Origin of the sequence: Sphaerisporangium dianthi, from assembly GCF_042654065.1 — a bacterium.
Lineage (GTDB): Bacteria > Actinomycetota > Actinomycetes > Streptosporangiales > Streptosporangiaceae > Sphaerisporangium > Sphaerisporangium dianthi.
On record NZ_JBHSFP010000018.1, the window covers coordinates 132,730 to 154,298 of the forward strand.

Below are 21,569 nucleotides of genomic sequence, written 5' to 3' on the forward strand. Positions count from 1 at the left end.
GTCAGCCGACGGGGACCGGCACCGGCCGCCGCCGCGCCGCGTCGGTGTCGTCGTCGTCTTCGTCGTCGCCGTGCGACAGCTGCGGCAGCCAGTCCAGCCAGCGCGGCAGGTACCAGTTCCAGTCGCCGAGCAGCTTCATCGTCGCGGGCAGCAGCACCGCCCTCACGATGGTCGCGTCGATCAGGATCGCCGCCGCCAGCCCGACGCCCATCTGCATGAACGTCAGCAGCGACAGCGTGGCGAACGTCCCGAAGACGGCCACCATGATGAACGCCGCGCTGGTCACCACGCCGGCCGTGGACCGGATGCCGAACGCGACGGCGTCCTCGGTGCGCATGCCCCGGTCGAAGGCCTCGCGGATCCTGCTCAGGATGAACACGTGGTAGTCCATCGACAGGCCGAACAAGATCACGAACAGGAACAGCGGCAGCCAGTCGGTGATGTACCCGGTGGAGGTGAATCCCAGCAGGCCCTCGCCGTACCCCCGCTGGAAGATGAGGACGAGCACGCCGTAGGCCGCCGCCACCGACAGCAGGTTGAGCAGGATCGCCTTGATCGCGACCACCAGCGATCGGAACGAGACGAGCAGCAGCAGGAACGCCAGCAGCAGCACGAACCCGAACACCAGCGGGATGGTGCGAGAGAGCTGGGCGTTGAAGTCCATCGAGCCTGCGGCGCTGCCGGTGACGTGCGCCTCGCCCACGCTCGCGAGCGTCCCGGGCACGACGTCCTCCCGCAGCGTGCGCACGGCGTGCTCGGCGGCCCCGCCCTCGCCCTTCAGCCCGATGGAGATGCGCGCCACGGTCTTGTCGGGGTTGACGTCGACGCCGAAGGGCTCGTTGGCCTCGCCGGTGGCGAGCGCGCGCCGCTTGAAGCCGTCGATCGCCGCGGTGACGGCCGGAGTGGTGACGTCCGCCGCCTTGAGCACCACGACGGCCGGGTCGTTGCCGCCGGGGAACGCCTTGTCGATGCGCTTGAACGTCTCGGCGATCGCGTAGTCGCCCTGCAGGTCGTCGATGGTCTGCGAGCCGGTGCGCAGCGTGAACGCCGGTACGGCGAGCGCCAGCAGCAGGCCGCCGGCGACGACCACGGAGACCAGCGGGTGGCGCAGGACGGGGGTGAGGATCGCGTTCCAGAACCGGCCCTGCCCCTCGCGACCGCCGAGCCTGCGCGTCCAGGTGAGCCGCCCCCGCGACAGGACGCGCACGGTGCCGTGGACCAGCCGCGCGTCGATCTTGTCGCCGATCAGCGACAGCAGGGCGGGCAGCACCGTCAGAGAGCCGATCATGGCGGTGAGGACGACCAGGATCGTGCCCTCGGCGAAGCCCATGAAGACCCCGTTGCCGGTCAGGAACATGCCCGCCATGGCGACGATGACGGTGATGCCGGAGATGAGCACCGCGCGCCCGGACGTCGCGGCCGCGATCTCGATGGCGCGCCGCTTGTCGCGGCCCTTCGCCCGCTCCTCCCGCTCCCTGCGGATGTAGAACAGCGAGTAGTCGACGCCGACCGCGAGGCCGATGAGCAGCATGAGGTTCGGAGTGGCCTCGTCCACGTGCAACAGCTGGCTGGTGAGGCCCAGCAGCCCGGTCGCGCCGACGATGGCGGTCATCGCCAGCGCCAGCGGGACGAACGCGGCGAGGAGCGCGCCGAACGCCGCCAGCAGGATGCCGAAGGTGATCGGCAGCGACAGCTGCTCGGCGCGCACGAAGTCCTTGTCGATCGCCTCGCCGATCAGCTTGCCGGCGCTGGCCCCACCGGCCTCCTCCACGCGCAGTTCGGGGAACCGCGGCCGCACGCCCGCGACGGCGTCCAGCACCGGCTGCACGCGTCCGTCCGCGGTCGCGCCGTCACCCTTCATGTCGAACTGCACGAGCGTGGTGCGCCGGTCCTGGGTGACGGGGGACGGCTGCGCGTCGTACGGGGTGCGGACGTTCTCGACCTGCCCGGTCGCGGTCACCGCGTCCTTGACCGCGGCGACCGCGGCGCGGAACCGGGGCCCGTCCACGGTCAGGGCGGCGTCCTCGGACTGGACCAGGACGACCTCGCCCGCGACGTCCTTGAAGGCGGCGCCGTCGAGAATGCGCCCGGCCTCCCTGGAGTCGCCGTTCGCGCTTTCGTAGTCCTTCATCTTCGCCGTGCCGATGGCGTTCCCCGCTAAAGTCGTCACCGCCACGAAAGCGACCCAGATCAGGATCGCCGCCCAGCGGTGACGCGCGCTCCAGCCGCCGACCGAGGCGGCCAGATTCCTCCGGCGTCTCATTCGATCGTCTCCCCCAGCTCCCGTTTTTCCTTTGAAGGTAGAAGCCGGGAAAGACGATCACATCGGCCGCTGAACGCAGATCGGGAATACCCCAGAAGGGGTAGGGCCGCGACGGCCGTCCCTCTTCAGGTGTACGGGGCGTCCCCTAAGGGACGACGGCGGCGGTCCCGGCGATACGGTCGAAGCCATGGTCGTGCTACCGCCGGACGAGTTCTACGCCGGGCTCAACAAGACCCTTTCGGGCGCCGGTGCGCTCATCACCGATCCCGGGGGCAGGGTGCTGCTCGTCAAGCCGAACTACCGCGACCACTGGCTCTGGCCTGGCGGCCATGTGGACGAGGACGAGACCCCCGACCAGGCGTGCGCCCGCGAGCTGACCGAGGAACTCGGTCTCACCGTGCCGGTCGGCCGCCTCCTCGGCGTGCACTGGGTGCCGCCGTTCGGCGACCGGCCGCTGCCCCTGGTGCACTTCCTGTTCGACTGTGGCGAACTGCAGGGCGCCGACGGCCTCGTCCTGCAGGAGGAGGAGCTGGACGCGTGCGGCTTCTTCGACGAGGACGAGGCGAGGGCGCTGATGCCCTCCTACCTCGTCCGCCGCCTGCGCGCCGCCCTGTCGGCCAAGAGCGACGGCACGTCCTTCTACCTCACCGGCGGCTCCCCGGACTTCACCCCATGACCTCCGGCCGAGCCGAACGCCCAGCCGACTCGACGACCGAGCTGACCGGACGACCGACCTGACTGGACGATCGGGCGCACCGGCCGCTCGGAGGCGCCCGCGCCGGCTCGCCCTGAGTGACGAGAACGCCGCAGAAAGCGAACCCGCTCGACGGGCAGGTGACAACGCGGGCCGGTGGACGGGCGTCGAAGTAGCGGTGGGACCCGCGCCGGAGACCGGGGCGCTGGACCACTGAGAGGGGTGGGTGGGCATGGACGTGCGGATCGCGGTCCGGTCGGACGACCCGGCCGGGGACCTCGACGACCTTCGCAGGTGGCTGGTCCGAGAGCGCGAGCTGCGCGGCCGGGTGGAGGCGGTGCCGGCGCCGCCGCCGGAGGGCGTCCTGTCATCGGTCGTCGACGTGCTGCTGGTGGCGCTCGGCCCGGCGGGCGCGGTGACCGGCCTCGCCGCCGTGCTGGTCACCTGGCTGCGCCGTCGCCGCCCGGACGTGTCGTTCGAGGTGGTCCGCGCCGACGGAGCCAAGTTCACCATCTCCGCCACCGACCTCGACGGCATGGATGGGGCGCGCATGGAGGCGTACGTCGACCGGCTCGCCGCCGCCCTCGACGGCGGCCCGCCGTCCCTGCCGCCCCCCGGCGCGGACGGCCCGCCGTCCTTGCCGCGCCCCGGCGCGGACGAGACGGCACCCCCTGTCGGCGGGGCGCCGGGCGAGGGTGGCGAGGAGCGGGCGCGGAGGCGGCTACCGGGCGGCCGGGGGTGACGGCCGGGGCGCCGACCGACCTGTCGGGTCCCGGCGTCCAGGTCCTGCTGGTCGGGGTGAGCAGGTATCCGGCCGCCGACCAGCGTTATCTTCCCGACGTCCCCGCCGTGGAGACCACGGTCGAGGATCTGCGGGAAACGCTGGTCACCCGGTGCGGCGTGGCCGAGTCGTCGATCACCGAGCTTCTGAACCCGGACGGACCCGAGAGGCTGTACTCCGCCATCTCCGAGGTCAGCCGGCGCGCCACCACCGTCTTCCTCCTCTACTTCGCCGGGCACGGCAACCTCACCTCCGACCGCTTCTACCTCGGCACCGCGAAGTCCGACCAGCGGACCTACCACCTGCGCGAGCGCTGGCTGGACTTCGGCGGCGTGGCCGACGCCCTCGCCGAGAACGCGGTGGCCTCGACCGTGGTCATCCTGGACTGCTGCTTCTCCGGCCACGCCTCGCTTCACGGCGGCGCGCATTACCTGCTGGCCTCGGCGGGCCCCACGGAGTTCGCGCTCGCGCCGCCCGGCGCCCGTCACACCGCCTTCACCGGCCGCCTTATCGAACTGCTGCGGGACGGCGCCCCGACCGCTCCGTACGCGCTGAAGCTGGACGACGTCTACCGGCACCTGGACCGCACGCTGAAGGTGCGGCCGCACCACCGGTCCGGCGACTTGGGGCAGAACCTCCTGATCGCGCACAATCCGGCCTACCGACCCCCTGACATGCCCGGCGGGCCATCTGGCGATCGGGACGAATCGGCCGACACCGCCTGCCCCTACCCGGGCATGGCGCCCTACGGCACCGACATGGCCCGCTACTTCCACGGCCAGGGCAAGGCCGTGGACGAGCTGGCCGACCGGCTGCACGGCGACGCCCGGCCGTTCATGCTGATCGGCCCCTCCGGCTTCGGCAAGTCGTCGCTGCTGCGCGCCGGGCTCATCCCCGCCGTGCGGCAGCGGGGGATCGACGGCCGGGCCGTGCTGGACATCCTCGTCGAGCCGGGCACCGCCCCCCTTTCCGCGCTCGCCCGCGCCGTCGCCCGGGCGACCCGCGCCGACGACGCCGGCATACGGGCGGCCCTGGACACCGACCCCGCCGGGGCGCTGCGCCGGGCGCTTGAGCCGGTCCTCGGCGCCGACGGCCGGGCGCTCCTCGTCGTCGACCAGTTCGAGGCCGTGTTCTCGGCGCCGGAGGCCGAGCGGGAGGCGTTCGTCACGGCCGTGCTCCCCATCGAGCCCGGGCCCCTCCACGTCGTCCTCGCGGTCCGCCCCGACTTCACCGGACACTGCCTGGCCTACCCCGCGCTGGCCGACCTGCTCGACGACCGGCCGTACTACCTGCGCCCCATGACGGAGCCGGAGCTGCGGGAGGCGATCCAGGGCCCCGCACGGGCGGCGGGGCTGGACCTGGCGGACGGCCTGGTCACGCTGCTGCTGCGCGAGCTGCGCGGCGGGCGCGTCCCCGCGCTGCCGCAGTTGTCGTACGCGCTGACCGTCACCTGGGCGCATCGGGCCGACCGGGTGCTCACCGTCCAGGCGTACGAGGAGTCCGGCGGCATCGACGGCGCCCTGCGCAAGGCGGCCGAGGAGGCGGACGCCGCGCTGACCGGCCCGCTGCGACCCGTGGCGCGGCGCATGCTGCTCGCCTTGGTGATCGGCCCGCACGACGACCTGGTGATCTGCCGGCCGGTCCCGCTGGCGCGGCTGCTCGGTGAGGAGGCCGACGCGGCGGCGGCCCGGCAGGTGCTCCAGGTCCTCACCGACGCCCGCCTGCTGAGCGTGGACGGCGAGCGGAACGTCTCGATCGTCCACGATTCGCTCACCGGGAGCTGGCCGCTGCTCGCCGAAGTGATCGCGCTGAACCGCGACTGGATCCGCCGGCGCGGGCAACTCGAGGCCGACGCCGCCGCCTGGCGGGCCGCCCGCCCCGAGACCAGGGAACGCGCCGTCTACCAGGACGCGATCCTGGACGGCGCGGTGGCGCTCGCCCGGTCACGTGACGACGTCCCGGCCCTGGTCACCGCGTTCCTGAACGCCGGGCTTGAGCACCGCGAGCGGCTCGTGCTGGCCGAGCGGCGGGTCAACCGCCGCCTGTGGCGTCTGGCGGCGGCACTGGCCGTCGTGAGCGTCCTGGTCGCGGCCACCAGCGTGATCGCGTTCCGGCAGCGGGGCGAGGCCGTGACGGCGGCCCGGGTCGCCGTGGAGCAGCGCGACGTCGCCGACTCCGGGAGGCTGGGGCGGACGGCGGTCGCCCTGGTCGAGCGGCGGCCGAACCTGGCCAGGCAGCTCGCGCTCACCGCCTACCGGATCTCCCCGACCCCGGAGGCCTACGCCGCGCTGTTCGCGCTCCAGAGCGCCCCCGCGGTGGTCGAGCTGGGGCAGCACGTCCATCACGCCGCCGTCCGTCCAGATGGGCGGCTCATGGCCTTGGGCGGCGGGAACGTGCTGCTCTGGGACCTGGAGCGCCGGACGGCGCGCGGGAAGCTCAACCCCGGTTCCGGCGCCCTCACGTTCACCGAGTTCGTGCTCGGCGGCCGCGGCCTGCTCACCGCCACCACGGACGGCATCGTGCTGCTGTGGGACGTGTCCGACCCCGACCGGCCGTCGATCACCGTGGACCTGACCGACGTCATGGGCAGGGCCGACGAGGAGTTCGACGACATCGACACGATGGCGCTCAGCCCCGACCGCCGGATCCTCGCCATCTTCTACACCCGGGACGGCGACCGTCGGGGGTCGGCCCTGTGGGATGTCGCCGATCCCGCCCATCCGCGGCGGCTGTCCCTGTCGCTCGGCCGGATCCGAGGCCTCGCGGAGAGACTGGTATTCAGCGGCGACGGCAGCATGCTCGCCGCGGCCGAGGGCGGGGCCGCCACCCTGTTCGACGTCTCCCGGCCCCGCGCGCCCCGGAGGCTCGCGAAGATCGACTACGGTGCCTGGGGGATGGGCGCCCTGGCCTTCAGCCCGGACGGGCGAGTGCTCGCGACAGGGGACGGTAACATCGATGGCTTCGCCGGCGGCGTCGACACGGTCCAGCTGTGGGACATCTCCACGCCCGCGCGCCCGCGCCGGCTCCGCACCCTGAACGGGCACACCAACCGGGTGAACGGGCTGGTCTTCAGCCCGGACGGCGCCACGCTGCTGTCCGCCTCCCAGGACTCCACGCTCGGGGTGTGGGACGTCCGAGACCCCGGCACGGCCCGGCAGGTCCGCGTCCTGTCCGGGCACTTCGATCCGGTCGCCGACGTCGGCCTCCTGCCCGGCGGGGCGGGTTACTTCTCCGCCTCCCTGGACGGCGCCGTCCGACTCTGGGACGCCGCCGACCTCACCAGCCCCGGCGCCCTCGCCTCGTTCACCCTGCCGGGGAAGCATCCGCGGGACACCGACGCGCAGGACGACCTGCTGGACGTGGCCTTCAGCCCGGACGGCCGCACGCTCGTATCGGCCGCGATGGACGGGACGGCCCGCGTCTGGTCGGTCGCCGACCCGCGGCACCCGGTCCTGCGGCAGACCCTGGACGAGCACGGGAGCTGGGTCAACAGCGCCGCCTTCACCCCCGACGGCCGCTTACTGATCACCGCGGGCAGGGACGCCGACGTGGTCGTCTCGGCCGTGAGCCCGCAGGGGGAGATCCGCCGCCTCACGGAGTTCACCCCCGACCCCGGCAGCGTGGTCTGGTGGACCGCGGTCAGCCCGGACGGCCGCGTCCTGGCCACCAGCGGCCAGACCCCGGCGCTGTGGGACCTCACCTCGCCGGCGGAGGACGGCGAGCCTGCACTGCTGGCCCGCCTGCCGGGGGATCCCATCGCGTCCACCAGGGCGGTCGCCATCAGCGACGACGGCGCTCTGCTGGCCGTGGGCGACCAGAGGGCGGAGATCCGGGTGTACAAGATCACCGACCCCCACCACCCGGAGCCGCTCGCCCGCTTCATTGCGCCCGGCGATGAGTTGTCGACGATGGCGTTCCGCCCGGGCGGCCACATTCTCGCCGCCTCCGGGGGCAGCCCGCTGAAGAATAGGGCCGACGAGCGGCGGCTCCAGCTCTGGGATCTGTCCCCGCCGCGCTACTCCCGGAAGCTCGCCGACGTGCAGGACCACCAGGACTGGATGAACGAGGTGGCGTTCAGCCGGGACGGCCGGCTGCTGGCGGCGGCAGGGGCGTACGAGACCCGCGTGTGGGACGTGAGCGTGCCCACCGCACCTCACCTGGTGGCGACCCTCGACGCCCACGACGGCGAGGCCGCCGCCGTGGCCTTCGGACCCGGCGGACTGCTCGCGACCGCCTCCGACGGGAAGATCGCCCTGTACCCCACGACGCCTGAGCAGCTCGTCGCCCGGCTCTGTTCGTCCTTCGGCGCCTCCATCAGCCGGTCGGAGTGGGAGCAGTACATGCCGGGGCGGACCTACAGCCCACCCTGCGGCCCACCGGCTGACGACGAGCCGGCCGCCCGCCCCACCTCGCCCATCCCCGGCCCGGTGACCCCCGCCTACGCCACGCCGGACCCAAGGGCGACCACGCCGACGCCGGTGGAGGTGGACCTGCTGCGCATCGGCGACTGCTTCGAGAGCGGCCCGGACCGGCGGCGGGTGCTGCGGCTGGACTGCTCCGCCCCGCACACTTTCGAGGTCGTCGCCGACGGAGAGAACGAACAGGGCGGCTGCTACACCAAGGTGCACCGCCTGTTCCCTGGGGTGAGGACGCCCGCCGAGGACGCCCCCGGCCCGCCGTCGCTGTACTGGGGCTACTTCGAGCGCCGGAACCGGGGAGGCCAGGCGTTCTGCTACGTCTGGCGCCCGGACGGCGCCAAGACCACCGGCTCCCTGCTACTCCGGGCGACGGCGACCCCCTGACGACCGCTCCGGCTCAGCACCGGAGCCGGCGATCGCGGGTGTCCGTACGCCGACCCGGGAAATGCGCCGGCCCGGCGAAATCCGGGCCGATCGGCCGTGCGACCGGCCATCCCGCCGTTCCGATCGGCCCCTCCGTCGCACCCGGGCTCGATACTCTCAGCGGTCATGGACGCCGACATCTGGCAGAACGTCGAACGGCTCGTGGCCTGGCTCGACGCCGAGGCCAAGCAGCCGCCGGACACCGAGTTGCTGCTGCGCATCCTCAAGGTCTCCGAGGAGGCCGGCGAGGTGGCCGCGGCCGTGGTCGGCGCCTTCGGCCAGAACCCGCGCAAGGGCTTCACCCACACCTGGCAGGACGTGGACGCCGAACTGTGCGACGTCATCCTCACCGCCATGGTCGCGCTGAGGTCCCGTAATCCCGAAGCCGCGCGCGTCTTCGAAGCCCACGTGGCCGGCGTCACCACCCGATCGCTCACTTCTCGAGGCTGACCAGGCCGCGGCGAGCCGGCGATCACGTCGCGGGTCAGCGTCATCATCGCGTAAGGATTGGGGCCACGCCTCGTGCCTACGCTGGGGGCATGATCACACTACGTGCGCTGATCGCCGTCACCGCCTCGGCCCTGGCGCTGTGCGGGTGCGCCGCCGGACCGGATGGCACCCGCTCCGCCACGCCCGCCGGCGCCACGCCCGCCGGCATCGCTACCGCCGGCCCGGGTGGCGCCGGGACCGCCACGCCGGAGGAAACCGCATCGACGTCCCCGCCTGGGCCGACGGCCTCCGCGTCCGTGCCCAAGGCGTTGAGATTCACCGCCAAGACCCTTGAAGGCGAGGCGTTCGCCGGCGACACCCTCGCCGGCAAACCGGTCGTCTTCTGGTTCTGGGCGCCCTGGTGCCCCAAGTGCCGCTCCGAGGCGCCCAACGTCAAGAAGGCCGCCGACACCTACCAGGACGTGTCCTTCGTCGGCATCGCGAGCCTGGACAGCGAAGCGGCGATGAAGGAGTTCGTCCAGCAGACCGGCACCGGCGGCCTCACCCACCTGTCGGATGAGAAGGGCACGGTCTGGGCCAAGTTCGGCATCGCCTCCCAGTCCACCTTCCTGTTCATGCGGCCCGACGGAACCACCACCAAGGCCACCGGCCCGCTGGGCGCCGAGGAGCTCACCGCGTACGTCAAGAAACTCCGCGCGGGATGAGCGACCTGCCGCTGGCCCTGGCGGTGACCGCGGGCACCATAGCCGCCTTCAACCCGTGCGGCTTCGCCCTGCTGCCCGCCTACCTGACCGCGCTCCTGGCCGATACCAGCGGCAAGTCCACCGCCGCCGCAGGGGCGGCCGAGGCCCACGACCGCGGCGGCGTGCGGCGTGCCCTGGCGTTGTCGGCCGCGATGACCGCGGGCTTCGTCACCGTCTTCGGCCTGTTCGGCCTGCTCGTCACCCCGCTGGCGCTGTCACTGGGCCGCTACCTGCCATGGGTGACGATCGCCATCGGCCTGACCCTGCTGGCCCTGGGCGGCCGGCTGCTGTCCGGCCGCGAGATGCTGCTGCGCGTGCCCGCCCTGCGCACCAGGAGCCTGTCCCACTACGGCTACGGCCTGTCCTACGCCGTCGCCTCCCTGTCCTGCACCGTCGGCCCGTTCCTGGCCATCACCTCCGCCTCGCTGACCAGCGGCGGCATCCTCGGCGGCCTGGCGGTCTTCTTCGCTTACGCGCTCGGCATGGGCCTGGTGATCACGCTGCTGTCGCTGGCGGTCGCGCTGGCGCATCACACCGCCGTGGCCAGGATGCGCCGCATCCTGCCGTACGTGCCGCGCATCAGCGGCGCCCTCCTCATCCTCGCGGGGCTGTACGTCTCCTACTACGGCTGGTACGAACTGCGCCTGTTCGCCGGAGCCGTTGCCGGCGATCCGATCATCGACTCGGTGACCGGGGTGCAGGGCGCCGTCTCGGGCTGGCTGGAAACCCTCGACCCGGCCTGGATAGCGGCCGCGCTCGCCGTACTCCTGGGGGCTGGATTCGTAGCCCGCCGCCTGGTGCGATCCCGCGCCGGGCGCGAGAGCTCTTGACGCTCGTGGCGGCGTGCCCGACGTCAAGCACTTCGACCCGGACACGGTTCTGGATCAGGTCGTACACCTGTTCTGGCAGCGCGGTGGCGAGACCGCCGGCGTCGCCGAGGTGGTGACGGCGACCGGGCTCAGCCGCTCCAGCTGTATGCCACCTTCGGCGGTGAGGGGCGGCTGCACGCGGCCGTGCTGCGCCGCCACCCCGGCGGCCGCAGAATTGCTCGGCGGTCGCCCCGAGCCGTGGGCCACGCTGCTGTCGATGCCGCAGGCGCCGGCACGCTGCATGTACGCGCATCCGGGGGGTGGGAGGCCGTGGGGACCGACCGGCCGGCGCCGGATGCCGAGGTCGCCGACGGGCTGCTGAAGAAGATCGGCGACTGACCTGCGGCAGGTCGCGTTTGGCCGACCGTTTTGGCCGGAGCAGCGGATGGGGAGCCTCATCGATCGTGCGGTGCGACGGCTCCCTGAGCAGGATCGCGGCTCAGGGAGCCGTCGAGTGAGCGCGTGGGTCAGCGGGTGTAGATGCTCGGGTTGGGCGGGGTGGACATCCCGTTCCCGATGAAGAAGCTCGGGTGCGGGGGCTGGTTGTAGGCGGTGTTCTGCCAGGCGATGGCCTCGCGGTACTGGATGTCGTGCATCAGCGTGAAGATCCGCCGGTCGGTCTGGTTGGTGGTCGCGTAGATGCGCAGGGCCCGGTCGTCGCTGGTGGGCCAGACGATCTCCTCGCGCCAGTCGCCGAACAGGTCCGCCGACAGCGAGGGCGTCGCCTTGGTGCCGTTGTTGGAGTGCACGCCTGAGGCGGTGAGCAGCCGGGTCGAGCCGCTGGTGCCGTACTTGTCGACCTGGGTCTGGTCGAGCAGTTCGCGCACCGGGTCGGCGTCCCACCAGGCCAGGAAGTTCATCGAGGACGGCTTGGCGCCCACGTTGGCGCCCCTGGTGTTGCGCAGTCCGTCGGCCTTGGCCGACCAGGACTCGGCGCCCGCGCTGCCGGACCAGATGTCGCCGGACACGCCGCGCCCGTTGTCGCCGTTGGCGGGCGTCGTCCACAGCACCTGGCCGGTGCGCGCGTCGGCCATCCAGGAGCTGGGCTTGCTGGAGTCCTCGTCCACCTTGAACACCTCAAGGCCGGTGCGGGAGGGGTCGAGGTCGCCGACGTGCATGGCGTCGCCGTGGCCGTTGCCGGTGTTCCACATCGGGGAGCCGTTGTCGTTGATCGCCATCGCGCCGAACATGATCTCGTCCCTGCCGTCGCCGTCGGCGTCGGCGATGGACAGGTTGTGATTGCCCTGACCGGTGTACTGCGACCCCGCGGAGTTGGAGTCGAAGGTCCACCGCTTGGTCAGCGAGCCGTTGCGGAAGTCCCACGCCGCGATCACCGTGCGCGTGTAGTAGCCACGCGACATGATCAGGCTCGGCCGGGTGCCGTCCAGGTAGGCCGTGGCGGCGAGGAACCGGTCGACCCGGTTGCCGTAGTTGTCGCCCCAGGACGACACGGTGCCGCGCGGCGGGTCGTAGTTCACCGTCGACATGGCCTTACCGGTCTGCCCGTTGAACATCGTCAGGTACTCCGGCCCCGACAGCACGTACCCCGAGGAGTTGCGGTAGTCGGCGCCGGAGTTGCCGATGACCACCCCGGTGCCGTCCTTGGTCGCGTCGGCGGTCTTCATGGCCACCTCGGCCTTGCCGTCGCCGTCGTAGTCGTACACCTGGAACTGGGTGTAGTGCGCCCCCGCCCGGATGTTGCGCCCGAGGTCTATCCGCCACATCCGGGTGCCGTTGAGCTTGTAGGCGTCGACGAACACGTTGCCGGTGTAGCCGGACTGGGAGTTGTCCTTGGCGTTGGTCGGGTCCCACTTCAGGACGAATTCGTACTGGCCGTCGCCGTCGAGGTCGCCGACGCTGGCGTCGTTCGCGGTGTAGGTGTAGGCGACCCCGTCGGGGGTGGTGCCGCCGGACGGCGGCTGGATCGGCACGTCAAGGTAGGCGCCGCCGGTGAAGCGCAGCGAGTTCTCCGAGGCGGCCTGTTCCGCGCCGCCGATGACGGGCCGCACGGTGTAGGAGGCGTCGGCCGCGGCCCCGTTGTCCAGGTAGTTCGTGGACCCGGTGATCGGCGAGGAGTTCAGCTTGGTGGAGCCCCGGTAGAGGTTGAACGCGACGTCGGAGGGGTCGTTGGCGAACATGCGCCAGGAGACCAGGTTGCCGCTGCCGGACCGCACGCTGACCAGGCCCCGATTCAGCCGCTCTGCCTGCCGCGCGTTCGCGGGGGTGGGCGTGGGCGTCGGAGTCGGAGTCGGGGTGGGGGTCGGCGTCGGCGTCGGTGTGGGGGTCGGGGTGACGGTGGGCGTCACGGTCGGAGTCGGAGTCGGCGTGGGCGTCGGGGTGGGCGTCGGCGTCGGCCCTGTCGTCCCGTCGCAGGTCACGCCGTTGAGCGTGAACGACGCCGGGGACGGGTTGCTGGAGTTGTTCCACGAGCCGTTGAAGCCGAACGTGGTGCTCGCACCCGTGGCGAGCGCGGCGTTGTAGCCGGCGTCCGCCGCGCTGACCTGGGCGCCGCTCTGGGTCACCGTGGCGTTCCACGCCTGGACCACCTGCTGGCCGGCGGTGAAGCTCCAGACCAGCCGCCAGCCGTCGATCGCGTCGCCGAGGTTGGTCACGGTCACGTTTCCCGTGAAACCTCCCGTCCACTGTGTGCCGACGGCGTAGTCCACCCGGCAACCGGCGGCGGCGTGGGCCGAGACGGTCGTCAGCGACGCGACGGCCGTGGCCGTCGCGGCCGCCAGAACGGCCAGGCGGCGAACGGGCGATCTTGTGAGTTGGCGCATGACTCTCCTCTGCGTGCAAGGCGCTCTTCACCGGACCCGTGTGTCGAAGCGCTTCGACAGACGGGTGATCGACCGATCGGCGGGGCCTGACCTTCCTCCCGATCGATCCGCTCGAAACTAGGCCGATCCGGGCACGCGGGTCACGCGGACGGGCCGCCGGGCGCGGGATGGCGAAGTGGCCGTCCCCGGACGTCGTCCACTACCTGCGCCGATCGCTCCGGCGCTGCCGGTCACGGCCACGGGACGGCTGAAACTTCCACGAAGACGGGAGCCGGAACGGCCGGCGCCTGATCCACTCGTCCGGGACACCGGCCGGCTGAGGCCTCGTTCGGGAAGCGCCTGGCTGGTGGCGCCGTTCGAGATGCGGCCCGGCCGGTGGCGTTGTCCGGGACGAGGCCCGGCCGGTGGCCTCGCTCAGGAGGCCGGGCGGCTGGTGACCTCCAGCAGATCGCGCTCGAACCAGGCGATCGTGCGGCGGAGCCCGGTGACGGCGTCGATCTCCGGACGCCAGCCGAGCCTGGCCTCGGCCAGAGAGGTGTCCGGCCGTCGTACCGCGGGGTCGTCCACCGGCCGGTCGACGAACGTGATCGGCGAGGAGGAGCCCACCAGATCCCTGATCATCGTCGCCAGCTCGAGCATGGACAGCTCCGAGGGGTTGCCGATGTTGACCGGCCCGGCGAAGCCGCCGTCGGCCAGGGTCAGCACCCCCTGCACGGTGTCGTCCACGTAGCAGATCGACCGCGTCTGGCTCCCGTCCCCGGTGACGGTCATCGGCTCGCCCTGGATGGCCTGGCGGACGAACGTCGGGATGGCACGCCCGTCGTAGGGGCGCATGCGCGGGCCGTAGGTGTTGAAGATGCGCACGATGGCCGTGTCGACGCCATGGGACTGCCGGTAGGCCGTCGTCAGCGACTCGGCGAACCGTTTGGCCTCGTCGTACACGCTGCGCGGGCCGACCGGGTTGACGTTGCCCCAGTACGTCTCGCGCTGCGGGTGCTCCAGCGGGTCTCCGTACACCTCGCTGGTGGAGGCCAGCACGAACCGGGCGCCCTTCTCGCGGGCGAGCCCGAGCGCGTGCAGCGTGCCGAGGCTGCCCACCTTGAGCGTGGCGATCGGATGGCGCAGGTAGTCGGTCGGGGACGCCGCCGAGGCGAAGTGCAGCACCAGGTCCACCTCGCCCGGCACGTGGACGAACCCGGTGAGGTCGCACTCGACCAGCCGGAACCTCGGCCGGCCGATCAGGTGCTCGACGTTGGCGGGCGAGCCGGTGAGGAAGTTGTCCATGCAGATCACGGCGGCGCCCTCTGCCAGCAGCCGCTCGCACAGGTGGGAGCCGAGGAAACCCGCGCCTCCGGTCACGACGACCCGGTGTGCTCTCATCGCACGCTCACTCCCAGAAGATTCACGGCGGCGTCGAGCACGGCCTCCACACCGATCTCCATCAGGCCCGGGTCCGGGCGGTTCCCGTGCGGGTCGCCGTGCCGGCCGGCCCACAGGGCGACATGGCGGCCGGTGGGCGGCGGTCCCCACTGCGCGGGCGCCGCCGGGCCGAACAGCACCACCGAGGGCGTCGCGAAGGCCGTGGCCAGATGCGCGACACCGGTGTCGCCGCAGACCACGGCTCCCGCGTTCGCGACCAGCCGCGCCAGGCCGCGCATGTCCGTACGGCCCGCCACGACCCGCTCGGCGGGAAGGCCGGCGAGCGTGCCGACGCGGAAGGCGAGGGAGCGCTCGGCGGCGTTCCCGGTGACGATGACGCGGTGGCCCGCGTGTTCGAGCGCGGCGGCCACCTCGGCGAACCGCTCCGCCGGCCAGCGGCGCGCCGGTGACGCCGCCCCCGGATGCACCACCACGACCTTCCCTGGTCCGTGCGCGAGGCCGGCCGGGTCCGGACCGGGCGTCGCGTCAGCTCCAGGGCGGGCCGCAGCGGGTCGGGGGGCGGCCGGGCCGGGCAGGAGGCCTGCCGGGTCCAGCCGGAGGTCGGCCGGTTGGGCGGGAATGCCATACCACCGCAGCAATTCGCACCATCTGTCCACCTCGTGCATGCTTGGCCGCCAAGGCGGGCCCGGAAGGCTGAGAAAGTCCGGGTGCGCGTGCGCGAGCAGGCGTCCGGGATCGGTACGGGACAGCGCGGCGGTGCTCTGCGGGCCGCGCCCGTGCAGGTTCACCGCGATGTCAGGACGGTCTAACGGCACCGGTCCTGGCCCCGTCACGTCGAGCGTCTCGTCGACGGCCCCGATCAGCGGGACCAGGCCGTCCAGAGCGGCGGGCAGCGCCAGTACGAGGCGGTGACCGGGGAAGGCCCGGCGCAGTCCTCGCAGCGCGGGAACGGCGGTCAGCAGGTCGCCGAGCCCGAGCGCCCGCAGCACCAGCAGCACCGGTCGCCCGCGGACCACCGGCCGCTCCCGTGACGCCGACCGGCCGCGGAACCCCGGCCGCCCGCGGAGCACCGCCGGCCGCCCCGCCCGATTCGGCGCCGCGCGGTTCACCGCCGCCTGGTTCGACGCCGCGAGGTCCGCGGCCGCAGGGTTCGAGGCCGCCTGGTTCGAGGCCGCCTGGTTCGAGGCCGCGCGGTTCACCGCCGCCTGGTTCGGCGCCGTCTGGTTCCGGGCCGCGAGCTCCGGGGCCGCGCGGTTCAGGGCCGTCTGGTTCGGGGCCGTCTGGTTCGGGGCCGCGCGGTTCGGCGGCGTGCGGTTCAGGGCCATGACGGTTCCGTGGACGGGCAGACGACCAGCTCGCGGACCTCGCACCCGGGGGGCTGGCCGAGCGCGAACACGACGGCCGCGGCCACGTCCTCGGGCTGGTTGAGCCGGGCGTCCGGACCCGGCCGGTACCGCTCGTCCCTGTCGTCGAAGAAGCGCGTGCGCATGCCGCCCGGCACCAGCAGCGTGACGCCCACCTGCCCGGCCAGTTCGGCGGCCAGCGCCCGGGTGAAGCCCACGACGCCGGACTTGGCCGCGCAGTACGCCGTCGCGTCGCCCACCGCCCGCAGGCCGAGCGTCGAGGCGCAGGTGACGACGCGGCCCGCCGAGCGCACCAGGTACGGCAGGGCGGCGCGCACCACCGAGGCGGTGCCGAGGAGGTTAACGCCGATGACCTGTTCCCACTCGGCCGCGGGCACCTCCGCCAGCGGACCGCACCGGTCGATGCCGGCGGCCGTCACCACCCCGTCCAGGCCGCCGGCCCGCTCGGCCAGTTCCCGGACGGCCGCCTCGACCCGGTCGCGGTCCGCGACGTCGGCCAGGACGTGGTCCACCCCGTCCTCCGGGGCGTCCACGTCGATCACCAGTGGCCGCCCGCCGGCTTTGGCGACCGCGTCGGCCGTGGCCTTCCCCAGGCCGGACGCCCCACCGGTGATCAAGATGTTCCCCACCATGCTCGCTGCTCCTCGCTGCCGAAAGGGGGGACGTCGTCACTGAAGGGGGGACGGGGGGAAAGGGGGCTCTACACCACCTCCTGGGCGGCGGCGATGAGCCCGGTGGTCGAATGGCCGGGCACGGTGGGCAGGACGACGACCTCGCCGCCGGCCTGCCGCACCGCCTCGGCCTCGGGGAGCTCCTGGCCGGTGTAGTCGCCGCCCTTGACCCACACGTCCGGCCGCAGGTGGTCGATGAGCAGGCAAGGGGTGTCCTGCTCGAACACCATGACCGCGTCGACGCAGCCGAGGGCCCGCAGGATCTCCACCCGGTCGCGCTCGGCGACGACCGGGCGGCCCGCCCCCTTGAGACGGCGGACGGACTCGTCGGAGTTGACGCAGACGATCAGCGCGTCGCCGAGCGCCCTGGCCTGCCGCAGCAGGCTCACGTGGCCCGCGTGCAGCAGGTCGAAGCATCCGCCGGTGGCGATCAGCCGCCCGCCCGTCGCGCGCACCATGGCCGCCAGTTCGAACGCGGTGCGCGGCCGGTCGTCCAGCGCCGTGCGCGGCCCGCGGGTCCGGGGCGGCTCGGGCAGGCGCATGGTGGCGGCGCCCCCCGCGGCGACGAAGCGCGTCGCCTCCGTGACCGCCGCCTTCACCGCGTCCTGCACCGAGGCCCCGTCCCGCAGCGCCAGCGCCGCCGCGGCGGCGAACCGGTCGCCGGCCCCGCACGTGTCGGAGCCGGTGATCGGCATGGGCGGCGGCACCCGGAGCGTCCGGCCGGCGCGGGTGCACAGCACGGCCCCGTCGGCGCCGCGCGTGACGGCTACCGCCTCGGCGTGCAGTTCGCGTACCAGGTGGCGGGCCGCCTGCTCGACGCCCGTGCACGGCCGCGCGTACAGCGCCTCGGCCTCGGCCTCGTTCGGGGTGACCAGCGCGCAGCCCGGCACCGGCGGGAAGCCGGCCGGGTGCGGGTCCCAGACCAGTGGCGCGGTGCGGCGGTTGAGCAGGTCGCGCACGGTGTCGGCGGCGCCGCGCCCGTAGTCGGACACCAGCACCGCGCCCGCGCCGCGCAGCGCGCGCCCCGCCCGGTCGTCATCGGGGCCGCGCCAGGCACGCCCGTCCCCGGTGTCGACCCGCAGCAGCGTCTGGCCGCGGGCTCTGACGCGTGTCTTGCGTGACGTCGTCCCGCGCAGCGGCAGCCGCACGACCTCGGCGAACTGGGACAGCAGGGCTCGCAGGCGTTCTCCGGACACGTCCTCGCCGAGGGCCGTGATCAGCACCACCTCGGCGCCCTCGCGTGCCGCCAGCAGTGCGGCGAGGCCGGCGCCTCCGGGACGGCGGTGCTCGGTGCGCCCGCAGACGACCGGGACGGGCGCGTCGGGGCAGAGCCGGTCCGCGTCGCCCTCGATGTCCACGTCGAGCAATGAGTCTCCGACGACGACGATCGGCCCACCCCTCATCCTGGCCCCCCCTCGTGCGGTCCGCGGACGGTCCGGTCCCGCCTGTGGCGTCCGTTGCCCGGCGCGTGCCCGTTCACACCGTCGGACCAGGCCTTCCCGGCGCGGGCGGCGAGGCCGTCACCTGCGCCGTAGCCGTCGTGCCCGTCGTATCCGTCATGTCCGTCGCGACGCGTGCGAGAGATCGTGTCGCGGGTCAGGGGGGCGTGCGCGTCCTGGAGGGCCCCGTCGAAGGTGTCGCAGAGCAGATGGATCACCGCCAGATGCACCTCCTGGACGGTCGCGCAGTCCAGCGAGGGCACGGCCAGCGCCTCGTCGCAGCGGGCGGCCAGCGGGTTCGGCGCGCGCCCGGTCAGGGCCCAGGTGATGAGCCCGGCGGCGCGCGCCGCCTCGGCCGCGGCCAGGACGTTCTCGCTGTTCCCGCTGGTCGACAGGCAGAGCAGGACGTCCCCTGTGCGGCCGTGCGCGCGCACCTGGCGTGCGTACACCTCCTCGGCTCCGTAGTCGTTGGCGATCGCCGTGGCGGAGGAGGTGTCGGCGTGCAGCGGAATCGCCGCGTACGGGCGCCGGTCGGTGCGGAACCGGCCGACCAGTTCGGCCGTCAGATGCTGCGCCTCGGCGGCCGATCCGCCGTTCCCACAGGCCAGAAGCCTGCCGCCGCCGGCCAGCACCGCGGCCAGGGTACGGCCCCAGGCGTGGATCCTCGGGGTCTCCGCGTCCACGGCGGACAGCGCGGCGCTGAGCCGCGAGAAGTGCGGGTGCATGGCAGTCAACCTCCCGCCGCGACGAGCCGGTCGACGTGGTCGCCGGTCATGGTGCGGTACACCGACTCGGTCCGGGCCGCGACCTTCTGCCAGCCGTACCGCGACCGGGCGCGGAGCAGACCAGCGGCGGCCAGCGAGGCCCGCAGGTCCGGCCGGGCCAGCAGGTCACGGAGCACTCTCGCCAGCGCGCGCGGCCGGCGCGGCGGCGTCAGCACGCCGCAGCCGGACACCGTGTCGAGGTGGCCCCCCACGGCCGAGGCGACCACGGGAACGCCGCAGGCCATGGCCTCCACCGGCACCATGCCGAACGGCTCGTACCAGGGCACGGTGACGACCAGCCGGGCCGACCTGATGAGCGCGGGGACGTCCGCGCGGGCGACGCTGCCGACCAGCCGTACCCGCTCCGCCAGCCCGCTCGCCGCGGCGAGCCGGCTCAGCCGCGCGAACTCCTCGTCGGCCGGGTCGCCGCCCGCGATGGTCAGGTGCGCGCCCGGCACGTGCGCCAGCGCCTCGATGATCGTCTCGACGCCCTTGCGGGGGACGAGCCTGCCGATGCTGAGGATCCGCGCGACCCCGTCCGCGCCCGTCCGGCCGTCGCCGCCGGCGTGGTGGAGCACGGGGACGTCGAGGGGGCCGGGGTGGAAGAGGTCCAGGTCGACGCCGCAGGGGACCACCGTGATCCGCTCGACCGGCACGTCCATCGCCGCCAGCTCCTTCACCTCGTCGGTGCAGGTGGCGATGACGGCGGCGGCACGCCGGCCGATGTCGCGTTCGACGGCGACGCGGCCGGGGGGACTGGTGTCCGCCGTGCCCTGCCAGCGCTGTTTCACCGTGCCCAGCGCGTGGAAGGTCTGGACGACCGGTATGCGCAGTTCCTCGGCCGCCGCCAGCGTCGCCAGCCCGCTCATCCAGAAGTGCGCGTGCGCCACGTCCGGCCTGACGGCCCGCCAACGGCGCGCGAGGTGGGCGGCGAAGGCCGGCATGTACGGGAGCAGCTCGTCCTTGGGCAGCGGTTCCGGCGGCCCGGCGGGCACGTGCTCGACGGTGACGCCCGGTGCCATGCGGACCACGGGAGGCTCCTCGCCCGCCGCGCGCCGCGTGTAGACGGTGACCTCATGACCGAGCGCGGCCAGGGCGGCGGACAGCCCGGCGACGTGGACGTTCTGCCCGCCCGTGTCGACCCCGCCCACGGCGGCGAGCGGGTTGGCGTGCTCGGACACCAGAGCGATCCTCATCGCGCCCCCTCCCCCATGGCTCTGACCACGGCGATCCTCATCGCGTCCCCACCAGGACGCCTCTGACCACGGCGATCCTCATCGCGTCCCCTCCCGCGTGCCGCTCGCGCCCTCTGCGCCGCGCCCGGGTCCCTCAGGGGCGTCCGCGTCGGACAGGACCGTCCTGCCGGGCAGGACGGCGCCGCCTCGGCCGGCGCCGTCCGACTGGGCGGTGACCAGGGCGAGCACCGTGCCGACGACCTCCTCGGCGGTCACCGAGGACAGGCACGGATGCCCGGCCACCGGGCACACGCGCGCGCGGCTGCCCCGGCACGGCGCCTGCTGGTCGCCGAGCAGGACGACCGGCACGCGGTACGGCGCCCAGCGCGCGGCGGGCACGACCGGGGCGAACAGGCTGACCACGGGGGTGCCGACGGCGGCCGCAAGGTGGGCGGGACCGGTGTTGGCGACCACGGCCACCGAGGCTCCCGCGAGCACGGCGGCCAGCTCGGGGAAGGTGGTCACGCCGCCGAGGTCGCAGCCGTACGCGCCGGCTACCTGGGCGGTGAGCGCCTGCTCGTCCGGATCGCCGGTCACCACCACCCGCACCCCGGCGAGGACGAGGTCGCGCACGGTCGTGGCGTGGTGCTCGGCCGGCCACGCCCGCGCGGGCGCCGACGTCCCCGGATGGACGACCACGTAGCCGGGAGCGCCGGTGAACTGGTCCACCGACGGGAGCGGACGGCGCACCGCGAGCGCGCCGTCGTCGCCGGGAGGCAGGTCGAACCCGGCGGCCCTGGCCAGGCCGAGCATGCGCTCGGCCTCGGGCACGTCCACGGTCTCGTCCACGATCTGCCGGACGTCGAGCAGCGAACCGGGGTAGTCCTCGCTGATCGCGGCGATGCGCGGGACGCCGGCCAGGCGCAGGAGCAGCGCCAGCGGCAGCGATGACTGGTGGAAGGAGGTGAAGATGACGGCCAGCTCCGGGGCGGTGGCCTCCACCAGCGAGGTCAGCCGTTCCACGTGCGGCCGGCTCAACGGCACGGGGTCGGGGTCGATCCACGGCGCCCGCCATTCCAGCACCCGGTGCACCCCGGGCAGCAACTGGGCGGCCGTGCCGCCGTTCGGGCCGGTGAGCAGCACGACCTCGCGGGCGGACGCCGCGATCGCGCGGATGGCGGGGCCGGCCAGCAGGACGTCCCCGGCGTTGTCCAGCCGGACCGCGAGGACGGTGCCCGGCCGCGCGGCGGCCCCGCCGTTCACGGCCGGCCGCCTCACCGGGTTCCGCCGCTTCCCGGAAGGCTGTGCGGAACCGGAACCGGAACCGGAACCGGCGCCGGAGCGGGGGCCGGAAC

16 protein-coding genes are annotated in these 21,569 nt (G+C 73.5%); 7 read left to right on the forward strand and 9 right to left on the reverse strand.

Annotated features, from left to right (window positions below; genetic code table 11):
* Position 1 precedes the first annotated feature (1 nt).
* A complete protein-coding gene (locus ACFO60_RS24505; protein ID WP_380843859.1) occupies positions 2–2,263 on the reverse strand; it encodes an MMPL family transporter in 2,262 nt (753 codons plus the stop codon).
* A gap of 187 nt (positions 2,264–2,450) precedes the next feature.
* On the opposite strand from ACFO60_RS24505, the gene ACFO60_RS24510 reads away from it, so the two are divergent.
* The 7 genes from ACFO60_RS24510 (at position 2,451) to ACFO60_RS24540 (ending at position 10,963) form a co-directional block, all read left to right on the forward strand.
* Complete coding sequence (locus ACFO60_RS24510) at positions 2,451–2,939, forward strand: NUDIX domain-containing protein (RefSeq protein WP_380843861.1); 489 nt, start codon at positions 2,451–2,453, stop codon at positions 2,937–2,939.
* Positions 2,940–3,189: 250 nt separating this feature from the next.
* Positions 3,190–3,699 (forward strand): effector-associated constant component EACC1, encoded by a 510-nt coding sequence (locus ACFO60_RS24515; protein WP_380843863.1) that lies wholly within the window; start codon positions 3,190–3,192, stop codon positions 3,697–3,699.
* Complete coding sequence (locus ACFO60_RS24520; protein ID WP_380843865.1) at positions 3,696–8,540, forward strand: caspase, EACC1-associated type; 4,845 nt, start codon at positions 3,696–3,698, stop codon at positions 8,538–8,540. The genes ACFO60_RS24515 and ACFO60_RS24520 overlap by 4 nt, the downstream gene beginning before the upstream one ends.
* Before the next feature lie 165 nt (positions 8,541–8,705).
* Positions 8,706–9,029: a MazG-like family protein gene (locus tag ACFO60_RS24525; protein WP_380843867.1), complete on the forward strand. Its 324-nt coding sequence runs from the start codon at positions 8,706–8,708 to the stop codon at positions 9,027–9,029.
* An 89-nt stretch (positions 9,030–9,118) separates the two neighbouring features.
* On the forward strand, positions 9,119–9,733 hold the full coding sequence (locus ACFO60_RS24530; RefSeq protein ID WP_380843869.1) for a TlpA family protein disulfide reductase: 615 nt from the start codon (positions 9,119–9,121) through the stop codon (positions 9,731–9,733).
* Positions 9,730–10,602 (forward strand): cytochrome c biogenesis CcdA family protein, encoded by an 873-nt coding sequence (locus ACFO60_RS24535; protein WP_380843871.1) that lies wholly within the window; start codon positions 9,730–9,732, stop codon positions 10,600–10,602. The genes ACFO60_RS24530 and ACFO60_RS24535 overlap by 4 nt, the downstream gene beginning before the upstream one ends.
* 13 nt (positions 10,603–10,615) lie before the next feature.
* Entirely contained in the window at positions 10,616–10,963 is a 348-nt protein-coding gene (locus ACFO60_RS24540) for a hypothetical protein (protein ID WP_380843873.1), read from the forward strand.
* A 145-nt stretch (positions 10,964–11,108) separates the two neighbouring features.
* Here ACFO60_RS24540 and ACFO60_RS24545 read toward each other — a convergent pair whose 3' ends face one another.
* The 8 genes from ACFO60_RS24545 to ACFO60_RS24580 form a co-directional block, all read right to left on the reverse strand.
* Positions 11,109–13,421 carry a rhamnogalacturonan lyase family protein gene (locus ACFO60_RS24545; protein WP_380843875.1) on the reverse strand — a complete coding sequence of 771 codons (2,313 nt, stop codon included), beginning with the start codon at positions 13,419–13,421 and terminating at the stop codon, positions 11,109–11,111.
* Between the two features lie 414 nt (positions 13,422–13,835).
* Positions 13,836–14,801: a UDP-glucuronic acid decarboxylase family protein gene (locus ACFO60_RS24550; RefSeq protein ID WP_380843877.1), complete on the reverse strand. Its 966-nt coding sequence runs from the start codon at positions 14,799–14,801 to the stop codon at positions 13,836–13,838.
* Positions 14,798–16,126 (reverse strand): glycosyltransferase family 9 protein, encoded by a 1,329-nt coding sequence (locus ACFO60_RS24555; protein ID WP_380843879.1) that lies wholly within the window; start codon positions 16,124–16,126, stop codon positions 14,798–14,800. Before ACFO60_RS24555 ends, ACFO60_RS24550 begins: the two co-directional genes overlap by 4 nt.
* On the reverse strand, positions 16,117–16,797 hold the full coding sequence (locus tag ACFO60_RS24560; protein WP_380843881.1) for an SDR family oxidoreductase: 681 nt from the start codon (positions 16,795–16,797) through the stop codon (positions 16,117–16,119). Before ACFO60_RS24560 ends, ACFO60_RS24555 begins: the two co-directional genes overlap by 10 nt.
* Before the next feature lie 68 nt (positions 16,798–16,865).
* Positions 16,866–18,239 (reverse strand): D-glycero-beta-D-manno-heptose 1-phosphate adenylyltransferase, encoded by a 1,374-nt coding sequence (gene rfaE2, locus ACFO60_RS24565; protein ID WP_380843883.1) that lies wholly within the window; start codon positions 18,237–18,239, stop codon positions 16,866–16,868.
* Positions 18,236–19,000, reverse strand: a complete 765-nt coding sequence (locus ACFO60_RS24570) for a D-sedoheptulose-7-phosphate isomerase (RefSeq protein ID WP_465269886.1) — start codon at positions 18,998–19,000, stop codon at positions 18,236–18,238. Before ACFO60_RS24570 ends, rfaE2 begins: the two co-directional genes overlap by 4 nt.
* A gap of 5 nt (positions 19,001–19,005) precedes the next feature.
* The gene (locus tag ACFO60_RS24575; RefSeq protein WP_380843885.1) at positions 19,006–20,235 is read right to left on the reverse strand and encodes a glycosyltransferase; all 1,230 of its coding nucleotides are present in this window, start codon (positions 20,233–20,235) and stop codon (positions 19,006–19,008) included.
* Positions 20,236–20,313: 78 nt separating this feature from the next.
* Positions 20,314–21,477 carry a glycosyltransferase family 9 protein gene (locus tag ACFO60_RS24580; protein WP_380843887.1) on the reverse strand — a complete coding sequence of 388 codons (1,164 nt, stop codon included), beginning with the start codon at positions 21,475–21,477 and terminating at the stop codon, positions 20,314–20,316.
* Positions 21,478–21,569 lie beyond the last annotated feature (92 nt).